Below are 22,588 nucleotides of genomic sequence, written 5' to 3'. Positions count from 1 at the left end.
CCATACGCCCATGCATATCAAGCGCTCGACCCGCACCCTGACGGCATGGATCGCGTTGTTCGCGATCCTGCTTGGTGCCGTCATGCCGGCCATGAGCCACGCGATGTCACGGCTCACCGGCGACGAAACGCGCTGGGTCGAGGTGTGTACCGTTGCCGGTACCAAGCTGGTGGCGGTTGATGATTCCTCCGGCAGCAGCAAGGGCGGCAATGCCGATCTGTTTCCCGCCGAGCGGTGCGCTTTCTGCGCCACGCATGGCGGCACGCCGGCCCTGCCCGCGCCGCATGTGATGCCCTTCGCGCTGGAAGCGGCGATCGACGAGTTTCCCAAGCTCTACTTCCATTCCCCGCGCCCGCTGTTTGCGTGGGTCAAGTCGCCACCGCGCGCACCGCCACTCCTCGCCTGAACACATTTCGCCCCGACCCGCCTGGCTGTCACTGGAAAGGCGCGGTTTCCATGGGGCAGATTTCCCGTCATTTTTCAGTTTGGTTTGCGGCGCTTCGATCCCCGTTGCGGGCTCGTCGCCGCATCGCGATCCGTGCGCGCCGCTGCCGTGTTGTCGGCGGCTGTCGGCCCGATCGCGCGCTACGAAGGAGTGGAAACATGAAGCAATACATCGCGGCAGCCGTGTCCCTGTTCGTCCTTTCGCAACCGGTGTGGGCAGACGTCAAGGTCGATGATCCGTGGGTGCGCGCGACCGTGCCGCACCAGAAGGTCACCGGAGCCTTCATGCGGCTTACCTCATCGGAGGATGCGAAGCTGGTCGCAGCCGGCTCGCCGGTCGCGGGAACCGTCGAGATCCATGAGATGGCGATGGAGAAGGACGTGATGAAGATGCGCCCCGTCGCCGCCGTGCCACTTCCCGGCGGCCAGGCCGTCGAACTCAAGCCCGGCGCGCACCACGTGATGCTGCTGGATCTGCGCAAGCCGCTGCAGCCGGGCGACACCGTACCACTGGTGCTGACGGTGGAAGGGCGCAACGGCAAGCGCGAGACCATCGAAGTTCAGGCGCCGGTGCGTCCTCTGGGCACGATGGGAGGCGCTGGCCATGAGCGCTGAACGAATCCGCGCGCTGGTCGCGTTTTCGTGTGCCTGTGCCATCGGCGGGGTATCGGCGGCAGATGGCGAGACCATCCTCGAACAGGTGACCGTCACCGGCACGCGGGAAAAGGAGCGCCTGGTCGAGACCCCGGCGTCGGTCGGAGCCGTCAAGGCGGAGGCGATTGCGGCGGACAAACCGGCCCACCCCGCCCAGGTCATGAACCAGATCCCCGGTGCCGCGGTCGCCGTCACCAACGGCGAAGGACACACGACCTCCATCCGTCAGCCCTTCACGACGAGTCCGGTGTACTTGTTCCTCGAGGACGGCATTCCCTCGCGGTCTCCGGGTTTCTTCAATCACAACGCGCTGTACGAGATCAACGTGCCGCAGGCGGGCGGCATCGAGGTGAACCGCGGTCCGTCGTCCGCGCTGTACGGATCGGATGCGATCGGTGGCGTCGTGAACGTGCTGACGCGCGTTCCGCCGACGAAGCCCGAACTCGGAGGCTCGGTGGAGATCGGCGAGCACGGCTGGCGGCGGGCGCTCCTGAGCGGCGGCTCGGGTTATGCGAACGGCGGCTTCCGTGCCGACCTCAATCTCTCCGCGACGGACGGCTGGCGCGACGACACCGCCTATGACCGCAAGAGCGGGACGCTGCGCTGGGACCACTTCATAGGCGACAACACTTCGCTGAAAACCGTGCTCGGCTTCTCGGAGATCGACCAGGACACCGGGGCGAATTCGCCGCTTGTGCGCGAGGACTACAAGCACGATCCGACGCGCAACTACCTGCCGATCGCCTTCCGCAAGGTCAGCGCGCTACGCGTCTCGACGAGTCTGGAGCACGAGACCGCGGATTCCCTGCTGTCGATCACGCCCTACTTGCGCGACAACAGCATGGACCTGCTGGCGAGTTTCGCCCTCCGTTTCGACCCCAGCCTCGCCGAGACGCAGAATCAGTCCTACGGCCTGATGGCCAAGTGGCGCCAGGATTTCGTGCCGATGCGCGTGCGCCTGATCGCGGGTGTCGATCTCGACGTCAGTCCCGGGTCACGGCGCGAGAATCGGGTCAATGCGACGACGCGTGGCAGTGGTGCGAACCAGGAGTTCATCGACTACACGGTGGGGCCGCGCATCTATGATTACGACGTGGAGTACCGCGGCATCTCGCCCTACCTGCATGGCGAGATCTCGCCCACGGAAAGGTTGCGCCTGACTGCGGGCCTGCGTTACGACGACATGCGCTACACCTTGCGCAATGACTTCACCGCGGGTGCCGTTCAGGTTGGAAGCAGCTTCTATGGGCAATCTGCCGACAGTACGGTGAGTTTCCGCCGCGCGACGCCGAAGTTCGGCGCTACCTACGCGCTCGATCGCGACACCCACCTCTTCGCCTCGTATAACCAGGGTTTCCGCGCGCCGTCCGAATCGCAGCTGTTCCGCCCATCGCGTGCGACGAGTCGTGCATCGGCGCTGGCGCTCGCGCAGTCCGCGCTCGAGCTGGAGGCCATCCGGGCCGAACAGTTCGAGCTCGGCATCCGCGGGGTGGTCGCCGGCGTGTCCTACGATCTGGTCGCCTATGATCTCACCAAGCACGACGACATCGTGAGCCAGCGCGATCCGGAGACGACGCAGACGATCACGACCAATGCCGGCAAGACGCGGCACCGGGGTATCGAACTCGGGCTCGGTACGCCCCTGCACCGCACCGTCAGACTCGACGTTTCGATGTCGTACGCGTGGCACGAGTTCGAGGACTGGGAGACGTCGCAGGGCGATTTCGGTGGGAACGAACAGGCCAGCGCGCCGCGCTTCATGTCGAATACCCGCCTGACCTGGACCCCGACGACTGCAGTCCGGGCTCAGGTCGAATGGTCGAGGATCGGCTCCTACTGGCTCGATGACGCGAACACCGTTAAGTATGGCGGGCACAACCTCTTCAATCTGCGGGGGAACTACGCGCTCAATCCGACGTGGTCGCTGTTCGGCAGCATCCAGAACCTGACCGACAAGCGTTACGCCGAAAGCGCGCAACTGTCGACGCGGAGTACGCCGGTCTATTCGCCAGGCCTGCCCCGGACCGTGATCGCAGGGGTGGAGGCGAAATGGTGAGCGTCGCAACCCCAAGGACTGCGGCCCGGAAGGCGTTGCTGGCGTTGCTGGGGATCCTGGCCATCGCCAATGTCGACGTGGCCCACGCTCAACCGGCTCAGCACATGCATGGAGTGGCTGGCACCAAGCCTGCGAGACCGGAGCTGGGAACGAGCGCGGCCTTCGCTCCCGATGGCGCGCTGTACGCGGTGACCAAGGATGGTCAGCATGTGTTGCTGCATCGCAGTCCGGATGACGGCCGCAGCTGGGATGCGCCGGTCGTCGTCAACGCGGAGCCGGAGCCGATCTCGGCCGACGGGGAAAATCGTCCCAAGCTCGCCTTCGATGCGGATGGCGCGGCGCTGGTGTCCTGGACCCGGCCACTGGCGAAGCGCTTCACCGGCGAGATCCGCTTCGCCCGTGCCGATGACCGTCGTCACTTCACGGCGCCCGTCACGGTGCATCGCGATCGCCAGGAGATCACCCATCGCTTCGAGTCGCTCGCCGTGACCGGTGCCGGCAAGGTCGTCCTGGCATGGATCGACAAGCGCGACCTCGAGCTAGCCCAGGCGGCGAATCGTGACTACCGCGGCGCGGCGATCTACGCGGCGGTGTCGGACGACGGCGGGCGCAGTTTCCGGCCCGAGCAGAAGATCGCCGACCATTCCTGCGAATGCTGCCGCATCGCAATCACCGGGGATGCGGATGGTCTCCCGCTGCTGATGTGGCGCCATGTCTTCGAGCCCAACGAGCGCGATCACGCGATAGTGAAACTGGGCGCGGACGGGGCGCCGGGAAGTGTCGCGCGCGCCACCTTCGACCGTTGGAGCATCGACGCCTGCCCGCATCACGGCCCCTCGCTCGCCGTGGCGCCGGATGGCACGCGCCACGCGGTGTGGTTCAACGAGAAGGACGGGGAAGGGCGGGTCTTCTACGGCCGTCTGGGCGATGGCCGTGTGGAGGGGCAGCGCGCGCTCGGCGGCGAGCGGGCGGCGCATGCCGACCTTGCGGTCGTTGGGCGGCGCGTCGCCGTCACCTGGAAGGAGTTCGACGGCGAGCGCACCCTCCTGCGTTCAGAGGTGTCGGCGGATGGCGGCGCCACGTTCAGTCCGCGGGCGCTGGCGGCGACCGAGGGCGCGTCGGACCAGCCGCGCCTGATCCGTCGCGGCGACGCGCTGCTCGTGTTCTGGCGGACGGAGACCGAGGGCATGCGGGGGTATTGGCTGGAATGAAGATCCGAAACCTCATTGCGGCGCTGTCGTGGTGCCTCGCCGCGGCAGCTTCCGCGGCAGAATTCCAGCCCCTAGATCGGGTCGCAGCGGCCCGCATCGTGGATCCGGCGAGCCACACGGTTCCGACGATCGTTGCCCTGTGGTCGTCGGAGTGTGTTCACTGCAAGAAGAACCTCAAGCTCTTTTCCGAGATGGCCAGGGGAGATCGCCGGTTCAGGCTGGTCACGGTGGCAGTGGAGCCGCAGTTTGCCGGCTTGGCCGAACCGCTGGACCTGCTTTCCGTGCCCGGGCAGCGTTTTGCCTACGGGGTTGATTCGCCCGAGGCGCTCGGTTACGCGCTCGATCCGAAGTGGCGCGGTGAGTTGCCGAGAACGATCTTCTTCGACGGGAAGGGCGGCAAGTCCGCCCTGTCCGGCGTCGTTACCGAGGCAACGGTCCGATCGGCCCTCGGTCTGCAGGCGAACCAGAAATAACGTTGGGTGGACAATAAAAAGGGCGGCCGAAGCCGCCCTTTGCCGTCGCTGGCCCCGGGGGCGGGGATTACATTCCCTGGTAGATCGGTCCCTCGCCGCCCTGCGGCACGACCCAGTTGATGTTCTGCGTCGGGTCCTTGATGTCGCAGGTCTTGCAGTGCACGCAGTTCTGCGCGTTGATCTGCAGGCGCGGGTTCTGACCCGACTCGTCGCGCACGATCTCGTACACGCCCGCCGGGCAGTAGCGCTGCTCGGGGGCATCGTACTTGGCGAGATTCACCGCGATCGGCACCGACGCATCCTTCAGCTGCAGGTGGCAGGGCTGGTCTTCCTCGTGATTGGTGTTCGACAGGAACACCGAGGAGAGGCGGTCGAAGGTGAGCACGCCATCGGGTTTCGGGTAGTCGATCTTCGGGCACTCGGACGCGGGCTTGAGCTTGTCGTGGTCGGAGCTGTTGTGCAGCGTCCACGGCGCCTTCCCGCCGAACACCTTCTGGTCGATGCCGAAGAGCAGCGAACCCATCCACAAGCCCTTCTTCATGTAGGGCTTGAAGTTGCGCGTCTTGTGCAGTTCCTCGAACAGCCAGCTGCTCTTGAACGCCTCGGGGAACGCCTTCAGCTCGTCGCGGCTGCGCTCGGCCGTCACGGCCTCGAAGGCCGCCTCGGCGGCAAGAGCGCCGCTCTTGATCGCGGCGTGGCTGCCCTTGATGCGCGCGGCGTTGAGGAAGCCCGCGTCGTCGCCGATCAGCGCGCCGCCCGGGAACACGAGCTTCGGCTGGCTCTGCAGGCCGCCCGCGGCGATCGCGCGCGCGCCGTACGCCAGACGCTTGCCGCCTTCGAGATACTTGCGGATCTCGGGGTGGGTCTTGTAGCGCTGAAACTCCTCGAAGGGCGAGAGATGCGGGTTGGTGTAGTTGAGACCCACCACGTAGCCAATCGCGACCAGGTTGTCCTCGAGGTGATAGACGAAGCCGCCGCCGTAGGTGTCCGAGGGCAGCGGCCAGCCGGTGGTATGCACGACCACGCCCGGCTCGTGACGTTCGGCGGGGACTTCCCACAGCTCCTTCAGGCCGATGCCGTAGGTTTGCGGATCGACGCCGTTGCGCAGATTGAATTTCGCTTCGAGCTGCTTGCCCAGGTGCCCGCGACAGCCTTCGGCGAAGAGCGTGTATTTGGCATGCAGTTCCATCCCCGGCTGGTAGGCGGGGCCCTGTTCGCCTTCGCGCGTGACGCCCATGTCGCCGGTGGCGACACCCTTAACGGCGCCGTTCTCGTCATAGAGGATCTCGGCCCCGGCGAAACCGGGATAGACCTCGACGCCCAGCGCTTCGGCCTGTTCGCCGAGCCACTTGGCGACGTTGCCCAGGCGCACGATGTAGTTGCCGTGGTTGAGGAAACAGTCCGGCAGCAGGCCGTTCGGGACCTTGCGCCCGCCCGTCTCGTTGAGGAAGATCACGCGATCTTCGGTGACCGCGGTGGTCACCGGCGCGCCCTGTTCCTTCCAGTCGGGGATCAATTCGTTCAGCGCGCGCGGATCCATCACCGCGCCCGAGAGGATGTGCGCGCCAATCTCGGCGGCCTTTTCGATCAGGCACACGGAGACGTCATTGCCCTTCTCGGCGGCCAGTTGCTTCAGCCTGATCGCCGCCGCAAGCCCCGCAGGGCCGCCGCCGACGATCAGGACGTCGAATTCCATCGATTCGCGTTCCATTCAGTTCTCCATTTGAATACGCGGATATTGGTTTTGTGCATCGCGGAGATGCAGTTTAATACATGCGCAGCCCCGCACGGGCATGCCATTCGCCGCCGTGATGCGTGTATAACATACGGTACCGTATGTTAGAGTGTCTTGTCGAGCCAAACCAGAGGAACCCACTCAATGGAAGAGATACGGAAGTTGGTCCATACCACCCGCATTCCGGTGCGCTGGGGCGACATGGACTACTACGGGCACGTCAATAACACGGTGTATTTCCGCTACTGCGAGCAGGCGCGCGTCGAATGGATCGAGCAGCTCGGCTTCGGCGTCGATCCCAATTGCGGCTCGGGTCCGGTCGTGATCAACGCCAGCTGCACCTTCCTGCTGCCGATTAACTATCCGGCCACCGTGATCGTGAAGATGTATGCGGGCGAACCCGGCCGGAGCAGTGTGATGACCTGGTATGAACTCTTCGTCGAGGGCGAGGAGCGCCTCTACGCGGACGGCGCGTCCAAGGTCGTGTGGATGGACATGGCCACGAACAAGTCGGTGCCCCTGCCGGAAGGGCTGCGCGCTTTTCTCTGACGCGTCCTTGTCGGCCGGTTCGGGTAGAGTCGGGGGTGAGGATGATGCATGCGTGGCCGATCCGGGTCGAAGGGTATCTGGCTGCCGGTTTAACAGGGAGATCGGATGATGCTGATGAACTGCGAAAAATCCGTCCTGCTGATTGTGGACGTGCAGGAGCGGCTCGCGCCGGCAATCGCCGAGAGCGAGGTCATTGTGCGCAATTGCGCGTGGCTCGCCGGCGTCGCCGCGCGCGTGGGGGTGCCGGTGGTCGTTACGGAGCACTTCCCGGACAAGATCGGCGGCACGGTTGCGGAAGTGAAGGGCGCCGCAGTGGCCGCAGGCGCGCAGTTCGTCACCAAGCAGCATTTTTCGGCTGAGGCCGACGGATGCCTCAGGGGTACGACAATCGACGACAGGCGGCAGGTCGTGGTGTGCGGAACGGAAGCCCATGTGTGCGTCCAGCAGACCGCGCTGGGCTTGCGCTGGGCGGGCCGCGACGTCTTCGTGGTGGCGGATGCCGCCGGCTCGCGGCGAGCGAGCGACCGCGATCTGGCTTTTGCACGCATGCGCGGTCACGGCATCGAGATCGTGTCGCGGGAAATGGTCGCCTTCGAATGGTTGCGCCGCGGCGGCACCGAGCTCTTCCGCAGCGTGAATCGCGACTTCATCCGCTGATCTCCGGCGGAAACAGCGGCTCGTCGTCCGGCGTGCGCCACTGGCGCGGCACCTTGCACCAGGTATCCGTGTAGCGCGCCGCCTTGTCTGCCGCGCTTCGCACGAGGCAGCGCGCAGGCACCCCGAACGCGTTCGCGACGATCCAGCCATGCAGGCTGGTACCAACGTACGCGTGAGCCCCCGCGAGCAGGGCGCAGATGTCCAGAACGCGGGGCGACTCGAGGATCGCCAGCGGAGCGTTCGCCCCGAGCCGGTCGGCAAGACGCTGCAGTGTATCGCGGTCGTCATGCCACGGCGCCAGCCCGGCGCGGAACAGTGCGATGCCGCCGTCGCGTGCGTCCGATGCGCTGAGCAGGGAGCGCGCGACGCGGTCGAGCGTCGCATCGTCTCCCCATTCCGCGCCGAGTTGCACCGCGATCCATGATCGCAGGCGGGCATGCAGCGCCGCGATCTCGCCGCCCCGTCCGCGCTGCCGTATCGTCGTACGGAAAAGTCCGGATGTCGCCGCGGCCGGATCCGGCTGGAGATCGGGGGCGAGTCCGGCATGGCGAAGTGCGTTCAGGGTCGTGCTGTCGCGGACACCGAGCGTGGTCGCGCCCTGGAGCGCTCCAAGGACTTCATTGCGCTCCGCGGCCGTCAGCGCGTCGAATGCGACGCCGCCCACGGCGCGGAAGTGGGTGCGCCAACGGGCGGGGAGTGCTTCCCGTGCGACGACGTAGGGTATGCGGCGCGCGGTCCCGAGGACGGACTGCGCCCACGCCGCGCGCGCATCCGCGTTACGGTCATGCAGGGCCACGATGCGTGGCACGTCTGCCGGCGGCTGGAGCATCACGGCCGCTTCCCAGGCGGTGGTGGTGAGCAACTCGCCGCCGACGTGCACGAAGTCGGCGTCCTCGTTCCCGTAGGCGGCGATGGCGTCGGCCAGCGCCAGGGTGCGGAACCCATCGGCCGCGTGCAGGTCGCGTGCGGCAAGTCCTACGAACACGATTTCGCTGCGAGCGCCCGCTGCCGCACACCGGGCGAGCAGCAGGTCGCCGAAATTGTGGCGGTCGAAGGCTCCGAACAGGATCAGGCGCCGTCCGTTCGCCGGCGCAGCCTGGCGTGTCGCGCTCGTCATGGTGGTCACGATCCCACCGTTTTCGGCCGTTGGAAAGGGCAGGTGCCGCACATCGCTTCCGGCCCGCGGGCCTCTTCGGTTATCATCGCGCTTTCCCGCAGCAACGTTCCCATGACCAAATACGTCTTCGTTACCGGCGGTGTCGTGTCCTCTTTGGGCAAAGGCATTGCAGCGGCCTCGCTGGGGGCCATTCTCGAATCCCGCGGCATCAAGGTTACCCACCTCAAGCTGGATCCGTACATCAACGTCGATCCGGGCACGATGAGCCCGTTCCAGCATGGCGAGGTCTTCGTGACCGAGGACGGCGCCGAGACCGACCTCGACCTGGGCCACTACGAGCGCTTCACCAGCGCGCGCATGAGCAAGCGCAACAACTTCACCACCGGCCAGATCTACGAGTCGGTGATCAAGAAGGAGCGCCGTGGCGAATATCTCGGCAAGACCGTCCAGGTCATCCCGCACATCACGGACGAGATCAAGCAGTACGTCAAGCGCGGCGCCGAAGGTGCCGACGTGGCGATCGTCGAGGTCGGCGGCACCGTGGGCGACATCGAGTCGCTGCCCTTCCTCGAGGCGATCCGCCAGATGGGCATCGAGGAGGGCCGCAACAGCACCTGCTTCATCCATCTGACGCTGCTTCCCTACATCCCGACCGCAGGCGAGCTGAAGACCAAGCCGACACAGCATTCGGTGAAGGAGTTGCGCGAGATCGGCATCCAGCCCGATATCCTGCTGTGTCGCGCCGACCGCTCGATCCCGGCCGACGAGCGCCGCAAGATCGCGCTGTTCTGCAACGTGATGCCCGAAGCGGTCATCGAGTGCCTGGACGCCAACTCGATCTACAAGATTCCCGGGCAGCTGCACGACCAGATGCTCGACGAGATCGTCTGCCACAAGCTCAACATCCTCGCTCGCGCGGCGGACCTGAGCGTGTGGGACAAGCTCGTCCATGCGCTTGAGAATCCGAAGGAGACCGTCGACGTCGCCTTCGTCGGCAAGTACGTCGACCTCACCGAGTCCTACAAGTCGCTCATCGAGGCGCTGAGCCACGCCGGGATGCACACCGAGAGCAAGGTGACGATCCACTACCTCGACTCCGAGGACATCGAGCGCGATGGCTGCAAGGCGCTCGAGAAGATGGACGCCATCCTGGTGCCGGGCGGCTTCGGCAAGCGCGGCACCGAGGGCAAGATCGCGGCCATCCGCTACGCGCGCGAGAACAAGGTTCCCTACCTGGGCATCTGCCTGGGCATGCAGCTCGCCGTGGTCGAGTTCGCCCGCGACGTGGCCGGCATGGCCGGGGCGCATTCGACCGAGTTCGAGCGCGACACCCAGTATCCGGTGATCGGCCTGATCACGGAATGGCAGGATCGCACCGGCAAGGTCGAGAAGCGCAGCGAAAGCTCCGACCTCGGCGGCACGATGCGCCTGGGTGCACAACTGTGCCACCTTGCGGACGGATCCCTGGCGCGCGATGTCTATGGCTCTGCCGACGTCGTCGAGCGCCATCGCCACCGCTACGAAGTGAACAACAAGCTGCTCTCGCAACTGGAAGAAAAAGGCCTGGTCGTCTCCGGCCGTGCGCCCGGAACCGACCTGTGCGAGATGATCGAACTGCCGGCCGACGTGCATCCCTGGTTCGTCGGCTGCCAGTTCCATCCGGAATTCACCTCCAACCCGCGCAAGGGGCATCCGCTGTTCACGGCCTACGTGAAGGCGGCGCTGGCGCGCAAGGCGGCCGCTGCGGCGGCCTGAGGGAGTCGCGATGAAACTCTGCGGATTCGAGGCCGGGCTCGACAAGCCCTTTTTCCTGATCGCTGGTCCCTGCGTGATCGAGTCGCGCGACATGGCCTTCGAGACGGCCGGCGCGCTCAAGGAGATCTGCGCTGAGCTGGCGATCCCCTTCATCTACAAGTCGTCGTACGACAAGGCCAACCGCAGTTCGGGCAAGTCCTACCGTGGCACGGGCATGGAGAAGGGCCTCGAGATCCTCGCCGACGTGCGCAAGCAACTCGGCGTGCCGGTGCTGACCGATGTGCATGCGATCGAGGAAATCCCGGCCGTGGCGGCCGTCGTCGACGTGTTGCAGACGCCGGCCTTCCTGTGCCGCCAGACCGACTTCATCCATGCGGTCGCCGCGAGCGGCAAGCCGGTGAACATCAAGAAGGGCCAGTTCCTCGCGCCGGGCGACATGAAGAACGTCGTGGACAAGGCGCGCGAGGCCAACGGCGGCGCGGACACCATCATGGTGTGCGAGCGCGGTGCATCCTTCGGTTACAACAATCTCGTGTCGGACATGCGCAGCCTTGCGATCATGCGCGAAACGGGTTGCCCGGTCGTGTTCGATGCGACGCACTCGGTGCAGCTCCCCGGCGGCCAGGGTACGGCTTCGGGCGGGCAGCGCGAGTTCGTGCCGGTGTTGGCGCGTGCGGCCATGGCAGTGGGTGTGGCGGGGCTCTTCATGGAGACCCACCCCGATCCCGCAAAGGCCCTCTCGGACGGCCCGAACGCATGGCCGCTGCCGAAGATGAAGGCGCTGCTGGCGACGCTGAAGGATATCGACAGCCTGGTGAAGCGCCACGGCTTCATGGAGCTGGCCGGCTGAAGCAGTTGCCGGTGTTGCGATCAACTTATTTTTGACCCCTTGAAGGACAGGAATACCAATGAGTGCAATCGTTGATGTCATTGCCCGCGAAATTCTCGATTCGCGCGGCAACCCGACCGTCGAAGCGGACGTTCTGCTCGAATCCGGTGTGATGGGCCGTGCGGCTGTGCCGTCGGGCGCCTCCACCGGTTCGCGCGAAGCCATCGAACTGCGTGACGGCGACGCCGCGCGCTACCTGGGCAAGGGGGTTCTGCGCGCGGTCGAGAACGTCAACACCGAGATCTCCGAGTCGATCATCGGCCTCGACGCCGAAGAGCAGGCCTTCATCGACCGCACCCTGATCGAGCTCGACGGTACCGAGAACAAGTCGCGCCTGGGCGCCAACGCGATGCTGGCCGTGTCGATGGCCGTCGCCAAGGCCGCGGCCGAAGAGGCCGGCCTGCCGCTGTACCGCTACTTCGGCGGTTCGGGCCCGATGGCGATGCCGGTGCCGATGATGAACGTCATCAACGGCGGCGCCCATGCGAATAACAGCCTGGACATCCAGGAATGCATGATCATGCCGGTGGGCGCGACCAGCTTCCGCGAAGCGCTGCGTTGCGGCGCCGAGATCTTCCATCACCTGAAGAAGCTCACCGACAAGAAGGGCTATCCGACGACCGTGGGCGATGAGGGTGGTTTCGCGCCGAACGTCGGCAGCACCGAGGAAGCGCTGAACATGATCCAGGACGCCATCTCCGCTGCCGGCTACGAGCCGGGCCGCGAAGTGGTGCTGGCGCTCGACTGCGCAGCCTCCGAGTTCTACAAGGACGGCAAGTATGTGCTGTCCGGCGAGGGCCTGACCCTGAGCTCGGAAGGCTTTGCCGACTACCTCGCAACGCTGGCCGACCGCTTCCCGATCGTGTCGATCGAGGACGGCATGGCGGAGAACGACTGGGCCGGCTGGAAGACGCTGACCGACAAGCTCGGCCGCAAGATCCAGCTCGTCGGCGACGACCTGTTCGTGACCAACACGAAGATTCTCGAGCAGGGCATCAACCAGGGCATCGCCAACTCGATCCTCATCAAGATCAACCAGATCGGCACGCTGTCGGAGACCTTCGCCGCGGTCGAGATGGCCAAGCGCGCGGGCTACACCGCCGTGATCTCGCACCGTTCGGGCGAGACCGAGGACTCGACCATCGCCGACATCGCGGTGGGCCTCAACGCGATGCAGATCAAGACCGGTTCGCTGTCGCGTTCGGATCGCATCTCGAAGTACAACCAGTTGCTGCGCATCGAGGAAGATCTCGGCGATACCGTCAGCTACCCGGGCCGTCGCGCCTTCTACAACCTTCGCGTGCGCTGAGCGTCCCGCGTTCTGCGGCGGCCCGTAGGGGCCGGCCGCAATGATTCAATGCACAAGGCCGGCGATGAATTCGCCGGCCTTCTTTTGATTACGAGCAGATCTTCGTCCCTTTATGCGCTGGCCTCTGGTCATCCTCGTCCTGCTGGTTGCACTCCTGCAGTATCCGCTCTGGCTGGGCAAGGGCGGCTGGTTGCGGGTGTGGGACGTCGACCGGCAACTGCAGGAGCAGCGCGAGAAGAATCGCGAGCTGGAGCAGCGCAACGCGGGCCTGGAAGCCGAAGTGCGCGATCTCAAGTCCGGCAACGAGGCGATCGAGGAGCGCGCACGCTTCGAGCTCGGGCTGACCAAGCCCGGCGAAGTTTTCGTTCACACCCCCCGGCAGAAGCCCTGACGGCGGCTGCCCCGGGGGGAGTGCCATCTGCTCAGAGCACTTCGGCGATCGCCTCGCGTTGCAGCAGTTCGCCCTCGAATTCCACGAGCTCGGGGCCGAGCGCGTCACGCGCAGACACCATTCCGACAGGCCGGCCGTCACTCACGACGGGTACGTGCCGGAATCCGCCTTCGAACATCAGGTGCAATGCGTGGCCGAGTGGCATTTCGGGCGTTGCGGTCATCACATGCGTGGTCATCGCGTGCGCAACAGGGGTCACCTGGGGGGCCAGTCCCGCGGCCAGCACCCGCACGAGGGCGTCGCGTTCGGTAAAGATCCCGATGAGGCGGCCGCCTTCGGTGAGCATGATGGATCCGACCTTGGCGGCGGCCATCAGGCGTGCGGCTTCGCTCACGGTCAGGTCCGCCGGGCCCGTGAGGATGGGGCGCCCGGCGATGACCTCGCTGATCTTTCGTGTATGCATGATTCTGCTCCTGCTGAAGGGTGGGTGAGATGCTTCCTGTCAGCGTCGGCGGGTGCAGCGCCGCCCCAGGTTGTAGGCGCCCGGGCCGCCTTGTTCAACTGTCCGCCAGGAGCGTCCTGGCACCGTCGAATCTGGATCTGAAATAGGGGCTGTCGAGCCGTTCGACGCGTACGCGCCCGCGGCTCGATGGTGCGTGCACGAACCTGCCTTCGCCCATGTAGATGCCCATGTGCGAGTAAGGCCGGTTCATGGTGTTGAAGAACACGAGGTCGCCCGGCTGGAGCAGCGCGAGGCTGACCGGTCGTGTCCGGTCGGCGATCTGAGCGGCGTTGTGCGGCAGGCGGCGGCCGGAAACCTGTTCGACGATGTAGGACACCATGCCGCTGCAGTCGAGGCCCGCATCGGGGTTGCGGCCGCCGAAGCGGTAGCCGGTGTCGAGCAGTCCCAGCGCAAAGATGACCATCTCGCGCGAATGCTCGGGGTCTTCGAGGACGAAGTAGTCGGCGCTGACCGGCCCGGAAGGGATGCGCGGCGCGGCGGAGGTTTCGGGGCGCGGGGCCGGGACGCTGCTGCAGGCAGCCACGAGGGCTGCGATCGTCGATGCCGTCAGGGCATGAAGCAGCTTGCGAACGACCATGGAGCCCCCCTGCACGTTATTCCCGAACGATAGGGGAATTTGCCTGCGGGTGTCCAGTGGGTGTTCGGGCTGCGGCGGTTCGCGGCGCGGTGTCAGAGCGAGGTCTTGCCGGTGGCCCGGCAGGCCTGGCTGTCGGGAAGGCCCGGTCGTTCGAGCGTGGCCTGGTCTCCGCTGGCCGAGAGCAGCGTATAGCCGTCTGAATACTTCCCTCCGCCGGCCGTCTTCTCGCCGGTGAGGGCGAAGATGCCCGCGCCGGTGCGCAGGCGCACGTGACCGTCCAGGTACTCGACGGTGAATTGCTCGCCGCCGGGACAGGTGTAGCTGACAACCCGCGATCCTTCGCTGGTCCAGGCGGTGCCGGCGAGGGCGCCGGCGCCGATGAGAAGTGCGGATAGGGCTGCCAGATGGCGATTGAGGTGCATGAAGTGTCTTTCAGAAGCGTGCGGCGGGTGGTGCCGCGTTAGTCCGTCAGTTCGATGGTTCCGCTGACGGTGACGATGATCTCCGTCTCGCCGGCTTCGACGGGCATCGGCGTGGCCTCGGCGGCGAATGCCACCGCAGCGCGTGCGGCGGGGAAGGGCGGGCGGGGGCTGCCGCCGTGGGTGACGGCGAGGTGGCGAATGCGCCACGGCTTGTTCAGGGTGGCGGCGATGGTTCCGGCGCGCTCTTGGAAAGCCCGGATTGCGTCGGTGGCGGCGAGGTCTGCGGTGCTCTTGCGCGTTTCGGGCGAGGGCTGGACGGTCAGGCCCGCGAGTGCGAGCGTTCCCTGGAGCTTGCCGAGGAGTTCGGTGAGGGCGGGGAGGTCCCTGCTTTCGAGCTGGATATCGGAGCGCATGCGCCAGCCCTCGATGCGCCGGCCTTCCTTGCCATAGACCGGAAAAGTGGTGGTTCCGGCGGATTTTGCCTTGACGGTGGCATGACCGCGCACCTGTTCCAGCGCTGTCGCGATCGTGCTGTTCACGTGGCGTGCGAGCGCGCCGGGATTGCGGTCGTCGGCCTGGAAATAGAGGCTTGCGATGGCGAGATCGTTGGGGGCCGCGCGGCGGGCATCGGCCGACAGCTCGACGGTCGTCCCCTCGCCGGCGGGCTTCTGCTCGGCCGCATGGCTCGATGTGGAGACGAGCAACGGAAGCAGGAGGGCGAGCAGGCAGCGGTGCATGGCCGTGTGTTTGTGCATATTCCGTGCGGAAGGCGTCAAGCCGCGAAGTGTAGCGCGCCGGCGCGCGGCATCAAGCTTTCCATGCAGGCGCGTTGTAATTGTGTGTAAGGCGATGGGGCCGGAAATGCGGCAAAGAGGGCGCTCAGAGCAGGATATCGTTGTGCGAGAGGGCTACGAACCCGACGTTGATCGCGAATTCGGGTTTCGCATCGGCGTCCAGGTTGCCGTACAGGATGCCTCCGGCGAACTGGAGCTGGCCAGGCGCGTAAAAGGCCGTTCCGGCGGCCACGAAGATGGCATCGAAGGCGTCGTCCCCGGCGGTGAGGGGGTTTGCGTCGATGCGGGAAAGATCGAGGAGATCCTCGCCGATCGTGAAATCCGTGATCCGGTCCGCCTTGCGGGCGCTGGCTCCGCTATCGGTAGCGGTGTCGAAGCGGAAAATGTCCTGACCTGCGCCGCCGGTCAGGATGTCGAGGCCCCCGGCGCCGATCAGGGTGTCGTCGCCGCCGCGTCCTTCGAGGGTGTTGCGTCCGGTATTGCCCACGATGACGTTGTCGCCGTCGTTGCCGCTGCCGTTGGCGCGTGCGCGGCCGGTGAGGGTGAGATGTTCTAGATCGGCACTCAGGGCAAAGGATACGGAGCTGCGCACGGTGTCGATGCCGCCCAGCGCGCCGTTCGACTCGATCACGACGTCGTTGCGGTTGTCGACGACATAGGTATCGTCGCCGTTGCCGCCGTTGCCGCCGTGCAGCCGGTCCGCGCCGCGACCGCCGTCGAGCAGGTCGTGGCCGAACCCGCCGTCGAGCGTATCGGCGCCGCCCAGGCCGAACAGCTGGTCGTCGGCATCTGTGCCGCTGAGGACGTTGGTGCGGCCGGTGCCCGAGACGGTAATCCCGGGAGCGGGCGCGGCGCGCTGCCCGCCGGTGAGTTCGCCTGCGCTGCGGTTGGTGCCGTCGGCGAAGCGGAAGTATTCGATGCCCGTGATGGTGTCGATTCCGCTCCACTGGCTCTGGAACGTGAAGGCCCCGGTGGTGGAGTCGTAGATGATGGCGTAGCTGCCGAGGTCCGCGTCCAGGATGGCCCAGTCGACTCCGCCGCCGCCGTCGAGGTAGTCGTTGCCGCCGCGGCCGAGGAGTTCGTCGTCGCCGTCGAGGCCGTAGATCGTGTCGTTTCCGCCGCCGCCGTCGAGGCGGTTGGCGAGGGTGTTGCCGCGGATCGTGTCGGAGCCGTCGCCGCAGACGACGTTTTCGATGTCCGTCGAGTACGCGATGGCGATGTTGTTGGTCATGTCGTTGCAGGAGCTGTAGGCTCCCGGCGCGATATCGACCGTGCTGCCCGTGGACCAGCCGCTGAGGTTGAGGGTGTCGTTACCGCCCGCGTCGTAGATCGTGAGCACGGGGTGGGGATTGCGCGTGAAATCGAGGATCGCGGCCATCGCGCCGGTGACGTTGGCGCCGAAGCCATAGGTGGTGTCGCCGCTGCGGGTCGTGCGGTCGGCGCCGTACATGCTCTGGATCGCCAGCACGTCGCTGAGCATGGGGGTCTGGGGCTGGTGGAGCTGACTGTCGGCGCCTATCCAGTCGGCCCATGCGATCTGGCCGGTTCCGGCCGACCAGGAGCCGTGGGTCGGGCCGAAATAGGACATGACCGACAGCACGGTGCTGTCCTGGTAGCTGGTCGGTGCGGGCGCGTAGCCGTTGTAGTCGCCCATGTGGTCGAGCCCCAGGGCGTGCCCGATCTCGTGGACGTAGGTCATGTAGCCATAGCTGCCGATCTCGGGGTCGGCGAGCGAGGTTTCGCCGGCCCTCAGCCAGACGCTTCCGAAGGTGGGGAAGTAAGCGTGGGCATAGTCGGTGCTGAGCGTGATCCCGAATTCGATGTCGGACGAGGTGCCGGACACTTCGGCGAACGAGGGGGCGATCAGTTCGTCCCACGAGGCGAGCGCCAGTTCGGCGTAAGCCTGCTGGGTGGAGCCCAGGGGCTGGAACGAGCTGCCTTCGTCCGTCCAGAACAGGTTGGCGGTGGTGACGGGAAACGCGTAGGTGACGGTGCTGCCGACCCAGTGATAGCCCGAATCGAGCTGTTCGATGATCTGCTGCGTCGAGAGTGCTGCCAGCGCCATGCGCGCCTCCGTGTCCGTGCGGGATGGTCGGCCGGACAGGCGAATCGGTCAGGGCGCCGCCGGGGCGACGCCCGCCGCTTCGCGCAGCCCTCCGTCGGGAGGGTATTTTACAGGCAAACCGTGCGGGATTCGGCTCCGTAGTTTCCGCTCGTGCCCGCTTGCCGGATCGGTCAGCCCTCAAGCACGGCGTGGAGATCCGCAGCCGCGGCGTTCATGTCGTCCATGAGGGATAGATAGGGCTCGCCGAGCTCGGCGCGGGCCTGCGCAGCGGCGTCGAAATCCTTCTTCATCCACTCGAAATGTCCACCGGCCATGACGTTGCCGATGTACACGATGTCGGTGAGATTGCGCGGGTACTCGGGTACGGGACGGGGGTGGTCGTGGTCGCGCGTGGCGATGGCGATTTCCTCGGGGATGCCGAGGGAGAAGAGCAGGGACTCGCCGATGCTCTCGTGCCACTGGTAGACGAGGTGTCGGACGGTATCGGGCCGTTCTCGCAGTTCGTCATACTGCGAGGCGCGATAGAGCATGTAGCTGGCGCCCAGATCATGTACCAGCCCCGCGAAGAGCGCCTGGTCGGCGGTCACGCGGCCGAATTTCCGTGCGAGGACGGAACAGGCGGCAGCGGTGGTCACGGAGTGTGTCCATAGCCGCCGGGATATGCCGTCGAAGTCGGTCAGGTCCTTGGCGAGCAGAAGCTGCCGCATCGCGATGCCGAGCGCCAGGGAGCGCACCGACTTCGTGCCGATGCGCATGATCGCGGACTGGAGGTCCTTGCAGGGCGGGCCGTCGCGGCGGTTGAGCACGGAATTGGCTGCGCTCAGCAGGCGGGTGCTGATCATGGGGTCGAGGCTCACCGCGGCGCTGATCTTCTCGATCGGCGCGTCGGGGTCGTCGAGCAATTCGCGCAGGCGGATCGTGACGTCGAAACAGGTCGGGAAGACCAGTTTGCGGGACATTTCGGTGGCGATGTCTTCCAGCATGCGGAAACGCTGGGCCTTGAGGGCATCGCCGGTCTTGTTTTCTTCGCGTGTGGGGGACATGGGGAGTTGGGGTGGTTTGTCGATCGTCCGCGTCAGGTGACCGTCTTCGGGCGGAGTCTGCCGTCGCGGGCGGTGAAAGATCATGAGCTTCGAATGAGGCGCAAGTCCGTGACGAATTCCTGCGCTTCGCCGATGGCGATTTTGGCAAAGAATGGATGCAAGGGGTTGAGAAGGTAGTTGGTTTCCGACGGGATCACCGCACTGGGGACCGCCAGTACGGCGGCGGAACCGCCCTTCGCCCAGTCGCTGCCAATGTCCTGCAGGTGTGCGCGCGCCGCAGGGCTGCGCCAGTCGTCCGGGAGCGTGTCGGCGGCGATTCGGTCGATACGCAGCCCGCTCGGGATTCGTGCCGGGATGACCACGTAGCGGGCGTGCAAGGGTTCGTCCTGAACGAGCATTTCGAGCATGGCGAGGGATTGTGTGGCGGCCGTATACACCAGCGGAACGCCCTTGCGGTTCCAGCGTCCGCCGTAGAGGCGGGCACCCTCGCCGGAGAACGCCGACGCCGCGCAGCGCGCCGTCAACAGGCGCCAAACGGTGAGCATCAGGCGAAGACGCCGTGCTCGATGCGGCCCAGGGTGTCGAGGACGCTCTCGGCGCCGATGTCGGTGTCCATGAGCGACAGCGGCACGGCACTGCCGAGGGTGGTGTTCGGCGATTTGAGCCAGTGCATGGCGACTTCGGGATCCTCGAAGACCTCCTGGGCGCGTTCGGCGACCCGTGCGAGGCGCACCAGCTTGGCGGATTCCTCGCTGTTGAGGGTGCCTTCCCGCTTGCGGCGGGCGAGGGTGCGCTCGGGAATGCCGAGGGCTCCGGCAAGCTCGGCCTGCGTGACGTGCAGCGTCTTCGTTGCCGAATCGACCGCCGCAGACGAAATGCCGCGGCGGATGAGCGCAACCCAGTCGAGCGCCGTCCGCGGCCTTGCGTGCAGCACGCCCTGACCGCCGAGCACGGATTCGATCGAGAGCGACGCGGGGGGCGCCAGGGCTGCGGCGGGGGTATTCATGGTGAACTCCATCGACGCCATCTGGCTTCAATTATAGGCAAATTTGGCGCGTCTGGACGTTCAGGGTGCCTGGTCGGGCGGTGTCGCGAGCACTTGTTCGAGGAAATCGCGCAAGCGCATGCGAAAGCCTGCGGCGTTGGGGTGGCCGCCGCCACCGTAATGCTCGGCGATGCGCGCGACGTTCACGACATTGCAGCCGCGCAGTGACGCCTTCACGAAGCCGTCGCCGCCCAGTTGCCAGACGAGGCCGAAGGTGCGCGAGCGCTCCGCCAGCCGTCCGCCGAGCTCGGATGCAAATGCCGCGCTGGCGTTGATGGCGAGGCCGCTCACCCGCATGTCGGACGCTGCAGCGGGGGCTCCGGGAGCGAGGTTGGCCTGCAAGCCTACGGACATGACCAGAGAACTGGAGGCGAGCCGATCGACCTCGATGGCGAGAAAGCGATCGACGGCTTCGCCTTCCTCGAGCAGGGCGCGATGGGCGGGTGAAGACGCGCCCTCGCTTGCGCGCACGATGGGATCCCAGGTGCGGAAATGGAAATCGCGCATGCGCAGTGCGCGGCAGAAGGGACGTGTGCCGGGGAGGCCGAAGCGCCACATGTCCTGGTCCTCGATGTGCGCGATCGCCTCCGGGACTGCCGTGTCCGGGTGGAAATATTCCCATGCGAGCCTGGCGCCGGATCGTTCGAGGTCGAAGATCACTGTCAGGTTGCGGGAGGCATCGTGAAAGCGCTCGCCGCCGCTCCCCTCGTCCGACTGCAGCAGTTCCGCCCAGGCAGCGCGGGCGCTCGCGTGGTGATCGATCTGGCAGACCGAGCGGGCCAGGCTGGCCATGCGTTCGAGCTCGGCGCGGGAAAACGAGAAGTCGAGGATGAAGACGTCGCGCCCGGTGACGTCTTCGGCCTGCCAGTCCATGCCGTAATGCATCGGCTGGTAGCGCGCTGCATCGCCCAGGTGGCGCCAGGCGGCATAGGCGGCGCCGAAGCCGTCGAGGCAGTCGGCGTGGTAGTAGATGGTGGCTGGTGTGCTCATGGTCCGTTCCATCATGCCACAGGGCGCCTGGAAGGGACCGGCCGCGGCGGGGGATCAGGATGCGCTGCGCACCAGCGCAGCCAGCCGCCTCAGCCCGACATCGGCCTGCTCCGCGGTCGCATGGCTGAAATTGAGCCGCAGCTGGCCGCAGGCTTCCGTTTCGTGCGGCAGGAAGGGCTCGCCCGGCATGAAGGCGACGTTTGCTTCTATCGCCTTGGGCAGGAGCGCGCGGGTGTCGATCTTGTTGCGCAGCGTCAGCCAGTAGAAGAGGCCGCCGGGGGGCGTTCGCCAGGTGGCGATGTCGCCGAAATGTCGGCGAAGCGCCTGCTCGAACGCGTCGCGGCGGAGGCGATAGCTCGCGACGAGGGCGTCGATGCGCGCATGGCGCGCGGGATCGTTGAGCTGCTGCAGCACCACCCACTGGCTGACGCGGTTGCTGTGCAGATCGGCAGCCTGTTTCAGGCGCGTCAGGAATGGGAGCAATTCGGGCGAGGCGGCAAGGTAGCCCAGGCGTAAGCCGGGGGCCAGACTCTTCGAAAAGGAGCCTTGGTAGATCCACGGCGCCCGCTGCAGCCGCGCGCACAGCGGTGTGCGTTCGCACGGATCGTAGGCGAGGTCGCGATAGGGGTCGTCCTCGAACACGGGGATGTGTGCCTCGTCGAGGCTGGCGGCCAGGGCGGCGCGCTGCGCGGCGTCGAGGCAGCGCCCGCTCGGGTTCTGGAAGGTGGGGATGACGTAGGCGAAAGCGGGCTTGTCGCGCGCGAAGCTGGCCGTATCGGGCGCCTCGGCATCGTAGGCATGCAGGCGTGCGCCGAAGAAGCGGAACACCTGGAGGGCAGCGAGATAGGTCGGGGATTCGACGGCGACGGGCGTCCCGGGGTCGATGAACAGCTTTGCGACGAGATCGATCCCCTGTTGCGACCCGGAGACGATCAGCACCTGGTCGGCGCTGCAATCCAGTCCGCGCGCGCGCAGATCTGCGGCAATCCATTCGCGCAGCGGCCGTTCTCCCTCGCTTGGGCCATACTGCAAGGCGTTCAGGGGCATGGCGTCGAGCGACAGGCGCGGAAAACTGTCTCCGGAGGGCAGGCCGCCAGCGAAGGAGATCATCCCCGGGCGATCGACGACGGCGAGGATTTCGCGGATCGGCGAGGCGTGCAGGTCGCGGGTGCGGGCGGAAAATGCGGGAAGGGAGGAAAGGGCGGCGGTCATCGTGGTATCCGATAAAATGTCAATAATATTGACCTATGGACAAGGTAATGGCTCGCCTCCTAGTATGTCAACATGGTTGACTTAAATATCTCCCGCGCACCATCAGCACCCGAATCCGACGATGCACGGCTGCGCAAGGCGATCGAGCTGCTGTATTTCGGCTATCGTGCCTTCACCGCGCCGCCGGATCGCATTCTCGAAGAGCGTGGCCTAGGGCGAGTGCATCACCGCATCCTGTATTTCGTCGGCCGTAATCCGCAGATTTCGGTGAATGCCTTGCTCGGCGTGCTGGGCGTCACCAAGCAGGCCTTGAACGCCCCGTTGAGGCAGTTGGTCGATATGGGGCTGGTCGCGACCGATACTGCGGCGCACGACCGGCGTGTCCGTCAGTTGCAGCTCACCGTCGAGGGTGAAGCGCTGGAGGCACGCCTTACCGGCGCACAGATGGTCCAGCTGGAGGCTGCGTTTGCCCGAGGCGGCGCGCAGGCCGAGGCGGGGTGGCACGCGGTCATGGAAGCCCTCGTCGGCGCGGGACGATAGCCGACCCGCGCGGTGGATGCGTCGGACGCGTTCGCCGGGTGATAATCGTCCGCAACGCGACGCAGCCAGGGGTATTGTCAAGCGAACAATGCAGTGCGGGCATGGACAAGCGACGGGCACACGATTTGCACGGACTG

24 protein-coding genes are annotated in these 22,588 nt (G+C 66.1%); 12 read left to right on the top strand and 12 right to left on the bottom strand.

Annotation, left to right across the window (positions count from 1 at the left end):
• Positions 1-10 precede the first annotated feature (10 nt).
• The 5 genes from U5817_RS14425 (at position 11) to U5817_RS14405 (ending at position 4,838) form a co-directional block, all read left to right on the top strand.
• Positions 11-406 carry a DUF2946 domain-containing protein gene (locus tag U5817_RS14425; RefSeq protein WP_407277789.1) on the top strand — a complete coding sequence of 132 codons (396 nt, stop codon included), beginning with the start codon at positions 11-13 and terminating at the stop codon, positions 404-406.
• A gap of 197 nt (positions 407-603) precedes the next feature.
• Complete coding sequence (locus U5817_RS14420) at positions 604-1,059, top strand: copper chaperone PCu(A)C (RefSeq protein ID WP_407277788.1); 456 nt, start codon at positions 604-606, stop codon at positions 1,057-1,059.
• Positions 1,049-3,154 (top strand): TonB-dependent receptor, encoded by a 2,106-nt coding sequence (locus U5817_RS14415; protein ID WP_407277787.1) that lies wholly within the window; start codon positions 1,049-1,051, stop codon positions 3,152-3,154. The genes U5817_RS14420 and U5817_RS14415 overlap by 11 nt, the downstream gene beginning before the upstream one ends.
• The gene (locus tag U5817_RS14410; protein ID WP_407277786.1) at positions 3,148-4,365 is read left to right on the top strand and encodes an exo-alpha-sialidase; all 1,218 of its coding nucleotides are present in this window, start codon (positions 3,148-3,150) and stop codon (positions 4,363-4,365) included. Before U5817_RS14415 ends, U5817_RS14410 begins: the two co-directional genes overlap by 7 nt.
• Positions 4,362-4,838 carry a hypothetical protein gene (locus U5817_RS14405; protein WP_407281074.1) on the top strand — a complete coding sequence of 159 codons (477 nt, stop codon included), beginning with the start codon at positions 4,362-4,364 and terminating at the stop codon, positions 4,836-4,838. The genes U5817_RS14410 and U5817_RS14405 overlap by 4 nt, the downstream gene beginning before the upstream one ends.
• Positions 4,839-4,905: 67 nt before the next feature.
• On the opposite strand, the gene U5817_RS14400 is transcribed toward U5817_RS14405, so the two are convergent.
• A complete protein-coding gene (locus U5817_RS14400; RefSeq protein WP_169131198.1) occupies positions 4,906-6,549 on the bottom strand; it encodes an electron transfer flavoprotein-ubiquinone oxidoreductase in 1,644 nt (547 codons plus the stop codon).
• Positions 6,550-6,717: 168 nt separating this feature from the next.
• On the opposite strand from U5817_RS14400, the gene U5817_RS14395 reads away from it, so the two are divergent.
• Both U5817_RS14395 and U5817_RS14390 read left to right on the top strand, forming a co-directional pair.
• The gene (locus tag U5817_RS14395; RefSeq protein WP_407277785.1) at positions 6,718-7,122 is read left to right on the top strand and encodes an acyl-CoA thioesterase; all 405 of its coding nucleotides are present in this window, start codon (positions 6,718-6,720) and stop codon (positions 7,120-7,122) included.
• Positions 7,123-7,230: 108 nt separating this feature from the next.
• Complete coding sequence (locus U5817_RS14390) at positions 7,231-7,779, top strand: isochorismatase family protein (protein WP_169131224.1); 549 nt, start codon at positions 7,231-7,233, stop codon at positions 7,777-7,779.
• Here U5817_RS14390 and U5817_RS14385 read toward each other — a convergent pair.
• The gene (locus tag U5817_RS14385) at positions 7,769-8,896 is read right to left on the bottom strand and encodes a polysaccharide pyruvyl transferase family protein (RefSeq protein ID WP_407281072.1); all 1,128 of its coding nucleotides are present in this window, start codon (positions 8,894-8,896) and stop codon (positions 7,769-7,771) included. The genes U5817_RS14390 and U5817_RS14385 overlap by 11 nt on opposite strands.
• A 111-nt stretch (positions 8,897-9,007) precedes the next feature.
• On the opposite strand from U5817_RS14385, the gene U5817_RS14380 reads away from it, so the two are divergent.
• The 4 genes from U5817_RS14380 (at position 9,008) to ftsB (ending at position 13,240) form a co-directional block, all read left to right on the top strand.
• Entirely contained in the window at positions 9,008-10,651 is a 1,644-nt protein-coding gene (locus tag U5817_RS14380; RefSeq protein WP_169131204.1) for a CTP synthase, read from the top strand.
• A gap of 10 nt (positions 10,652-10,661) precedes the next feature.
• Positions 10,662-11,501, top strand: coding sequence for a 3-deoxy-8-phosphooctulonate synthase (kdsA, locus tag U5817_RS14375; protein WP_169131206.1), 840 nt, complete (start codon positions 10,662-10,664; stop codon positions 11,499-11,501).
• Positions 11,502-11,559: 58 nt separating this feature from the next.
• The gene (eno, locus tag U5817_RS14370; RefSeq protein WP_407277784.1) at positions 11,560-12,849 is read left to right on the top strand and encodes a phosphopyruvate hydratase; all 1,290 of its coding nucleotides are present in this window, start codon (positions 11,560-11,562) and stop codon (positions 12,847-12,849) included.
• 112 nt (positions 12,850-12,961) lie between these two features.
• The gene (gene ftsB, locus U5817_RS14365) at positions 12,962-13,240 is read left to right on the top strand and encodes a cell division protein FtsB (protein WP_169131210.1); all 279 of its coding nucleotides are present in this window, start codon (positions 12,962-12,964) and stop codon (positions 13,238-13,240) included.
• A gap of 31 nt (positions 13,241-13,271) precedes the next feature.
• On the opposite strand, the gene U5817_RS14360 is transcribed toward ftsB, so the two are convergent.
• From U5817_RS14360 to U5817_RS14315, 10 genes are all read right to left on the bottom strand, one after another.
• A complete protein-coding gene (locus U5817_RS14360; RefSeq protein WP_407277783.1) occupies positions 13,272-13,703 on the bottom strand; it encodes a cyclic nucleotide-binding/CBS domain-containing protein in 432 nt (143 codons plus the stop codon).
• Positions 13,704-13,797: 94 nt separating this feature from the next.
• A complete protein-coding gene (locus U5817_RS14355) occupies positions 13,798-14,340 on the bottom strand; it encodes a C40 family peptidase (protein WP_407277782.1) in 543 nt (180 codons plus the stop codon).
• 92 nt (positions 14,341-14,432) lie between these two features.
• Positions 14,433-14,762, bottom strand: a complete 330-nt coding sequence (locus tag U5817_RS14350; protein ID WP_169131216.1) for an MliC family protein — start codon at positions 14,760-14,762, stop codon at positions 14,433-14,435.
• A 38-nt stretch (positions 14,763-14,800) separates the two neighbouring features.
• Positions 14,801-15,517 carry an SIMPL domain-containing protein gene (locus U5817_RS14345; RefSeq protein ID WP_407277781.1) on the bottom strand — a complete coding sequence of 239 codons (717 nt, stop codon included), beginning with the start codon at positions 15,515-15,517 and terminating at the stop codon, positions 14,801-14,803.
• Positions 15,518-15,641: 124 nt separating this feature from the next.
• Complete coding sequence (locus U5817_RS14340; RefSeq protein WP_407277780.1) at positions 15,642-17,621, bottom strand: M10 family metallopeptidase C-terminal domain-containing protein; 1,980 nt, start codon at positions 17,619-17,621, stop codon at positions 15,642-15,644.
• Positions 17,622-17,791: 170 nt separating this feature from the next.
• The gene (locus U5817_RS14335) at positions 17,792-18,664 is read right to left on the bottom strand and encodes an HDOD domain-containing protein (protein WP_407277779.1); all 873 of its coding nucleotides are present in this window, start codon (positions 18,662-18,664) and stop codon (positions 17,792-17,794) included.
• Positions 18,665-18,744: 80 nt separating this feature from the next.
• Positions 18,745-19,209 (bottom strand): RES family NAD+ phosphorylase, encoded by a 465-nt coding sequence (locus U5817_RS14330; RefSeq protein ID WP_169132750.1) that lies wholly within the window; start codon positions 19,207-19,209, stop codon positions 18,745-18,747.
• Positions 19,209-19,670, bottom strand: coding sequence for an antitoxin Xre/MbcA/ParS toxin-binding domain-containing protein (locus tag U5817_RS14325; protein WP_169132751.1), 462 nt, complete (start codon positions 19,668-19,670; stop codon positions 19,209-19,211). The genes U5817_RS14330 and U5817_RS14325 overlap by 1 nt, the downstream gene beginning before the upstream one ends.
• Before the next feature lie 60 nt (positions 19,671-19,730).
• Entirely contained in the window at positions 19,731-20,699 is a 969-nt protein-coding gene (locus tag U5817_RS14320; RefSeq protein ID WP_407277778.1) for a phosphoesterase, read from the bottom strand.
• 54 nt (positions 20,700-20,753) lie between these two features.
• On the bottom strand, positions 20,754-21,911 hold the full coding sequence (locus tag U5817_RS14315) for a PLP-dependent aminotransferase family protein (RefSeq protein ID WP_407277777.1): 1,158 nt from the start codon (positions 21,909-21,911) through the stop codon (positions 20,754-20,756).
• A gap of 72 nt (positions 21,912-21,983) precedes the next feature.
• Between U5817_RS14315 and U5817_RS14310 the strand changes: the two genes are divergently transcribed.
• Complete coding sequence (locus U5817_RS14310; protein ID WP_407277776.1) at positions 21,984-22,451, top strand: MarR family winged helix-turn-helix transcriptional regulator; 468 nt, start codon at positions 21,984-21,986, stop codon at positions 22,449-22,451.
• Positions 22,452-22,588: the final 137 nt, after the last annotated feature.

It is taken from the genome of Aromatoleum evansii, assembly GCF_045689615.1.
Classification (GTDB): Bacteria; Pseudomonadota; Gammaproteobacteria; order Burkholderiales; family Rhodocyclaceae; genus Aromatoleum; species Aromatoleum evansii.
Note: the sequence above shows the minus strand (reverse complement) of the source record. Positions and strands in the feature narration are given on the sequence as shown.

Excerpts from the sequence above, each read along its gene's own strand:
- U5817_RS14425 (WP_407277789.1), top strand. The coding sequence starts at position 11 with ATGCATATCAAGCGCTCGACCCGCACCCTGACGGCATGGATCGCGTTG.
- U5817_RS14420 (WP_407277788.1), top strand. The coding sequence starts at position 604 with ATGAAGCAATACATCGCGGCAGCCGTGTCCCTGTTCGTCCTTTCGCAA.
- U5817_RS14415 (WP_407277787.1), top strand. The coding sequence starts at position 1,049 with ATGAGCGCTGAACGAATCCGCGCGCTGGTCGCGTTTTCGTGTGCCTGT.
- U5817_RS14410 (WP_407277786.1), top strand. The coding sequence starts at position 3,148 with ATGGTGAGCGTCGCAACCCCAAGGACTGCGGCCCGGAAGGCGTTGCTG.
- U5817_RS14405 (WP_407281074.1), top strand. The coding sequence starts at position 4,362 with ATGAAGATCCGAAACCTCATTGCGGCGCTGTCGTGGTGCCTCGCCGCG.
- U5817_RS14400 (WP_169131198.1), bottom strand. The coding sequence starts at position 6,549 with ATGGAACGCGAATCGATGGAATTCGACGTCCTGATCGTCGGCGGCGGC.
- U5817_RS14395 (WP_407277785.1), top strand. The coding sequence starts at position 6,718 with ATGGAAGAGATACGGAAGTTGGTCCATACCACCCGCATTCCGGTGCGC.
- U5817_RS14390 (WP_169131224.1), top strand. The coding sequence starts at position 7,231 with ATGCTGATGAACTGCGAAAAATCCGTCCTGCTGATTGTGGACGTGCAG.
- U5817_RS14385 (WP_407281072.1), bottom strand. The coding sequence starts at position 8,896 with ATGACGAGCGCGACACGCCAGGCTGCGCCGGCGAACGGACGGCGCCTG.
- U5817_RS14380 (WP_169131204.1), top strand. The coding sequence starts at position 9,008 with ATGACCAAATACGTCTTCGTTACCGGCGGTGTCGTGTCCTCTTTGGGC.
- kdsA (WP_169131206.1), top strand. The coding sequence starts at position 10,662 with ATGAAACTCTGCGGATTCGAGGCCGGGCTCGACAAGCCCTTTTTCCTG.
- eno (WP_407277784.1), top strand. The coding sequence starts at position 11,560 with ATGAGTGCAATCGTTGATGTCATTGCCCGCGAAATTCTCGATTCGCGC.
- ftsB (WP_169131210.1), top strand. The coding sequence starts at position 12,962 with ATGCGCTGGCCTCTGGTCATCCTCGTCCTGCTGGTTGCACTCCTGCAG.
- U5817_RS14360 (WP_407277783.1), bottom strand. The coding sequence starts at position 13,703 with ATGCATACACGAAAGATCAGCGAGGTCATCGCCGGGCGCCCCATCCTC.
- U5817_RS14355 (WP_407277782.1), bottom strand. The coding sequence starts at position 14,340 with ATGGTCGTTCGCAAGCTGCTTCATGCCCTGACGGCATCGACGATCGCA.
- U5817_RS14350 (WP_169131216.1), bottom strand. The coding sequence starts at position 14,762 with ATGCACCTCAATCGCCATCTGGCAGCCCTATCCGCACTTCTCATCGGC.
- U5817_RS14345 (WP_407277781.1), bottom strand. The coding sequence starts at position 15,517 with ATGCACAAACACACGGCCATGCACCGCTGCCTGCTCGCCCTCCTGCTT.
- U5817_RS14340 (WP_407277780.1), bottom strand. The coding sequence starts at position 17,621 with ATGGCGCTGGCAGCACTCTCGACGCAGCAGATCATCGAACAGCTCGAT.
- U5817_RS14335 (WP_407277779.1), bottom strand. The coding sequence starts at position 18,664 with ATGTCCCCCACACGCGAAGAAAACAAGACCGGCGATGCCCTCAAGGCC.
- U5817_RS14330 (WP_169132750.1), bottom strand. The coding sequence starts at position 19,209 with ATGCTCACCGTTTGGCGCCTGTTGACGGCGCGCTGCGCGGCGTCGGCG.
- U5817_RS14325 (WP_169132751.1), bottom strand. The coding sequence starts at position 19,670 with ATGAATACCCCCGCCGCAGCCCTGGCGCCCCCCGCGTCGCTCTCGATC.
- U5817_RS14320 (WP_407277778.1), bottom strand. The coding sequence starts at position 20,699 with ATGAGCACACCAGCCACCATCTACTACCACGCCGACTGCCTCGACGGC.
- U5817_RS14315 (WP_407277777.1), bottom strand. The coding sequence starts at position 21,911 with ATGACCGCCGCCCTTTCCTCCCTTCCCGCATTTTCCGCCCGCACCCGC.
- U5817_RS14310 (WP_407277776.1), top strand. The coding sequence starts at position 21,984 with ATGGTTGACTTAAATATCTCCCGCGCACCATCAGCACCCGAATCCGAC.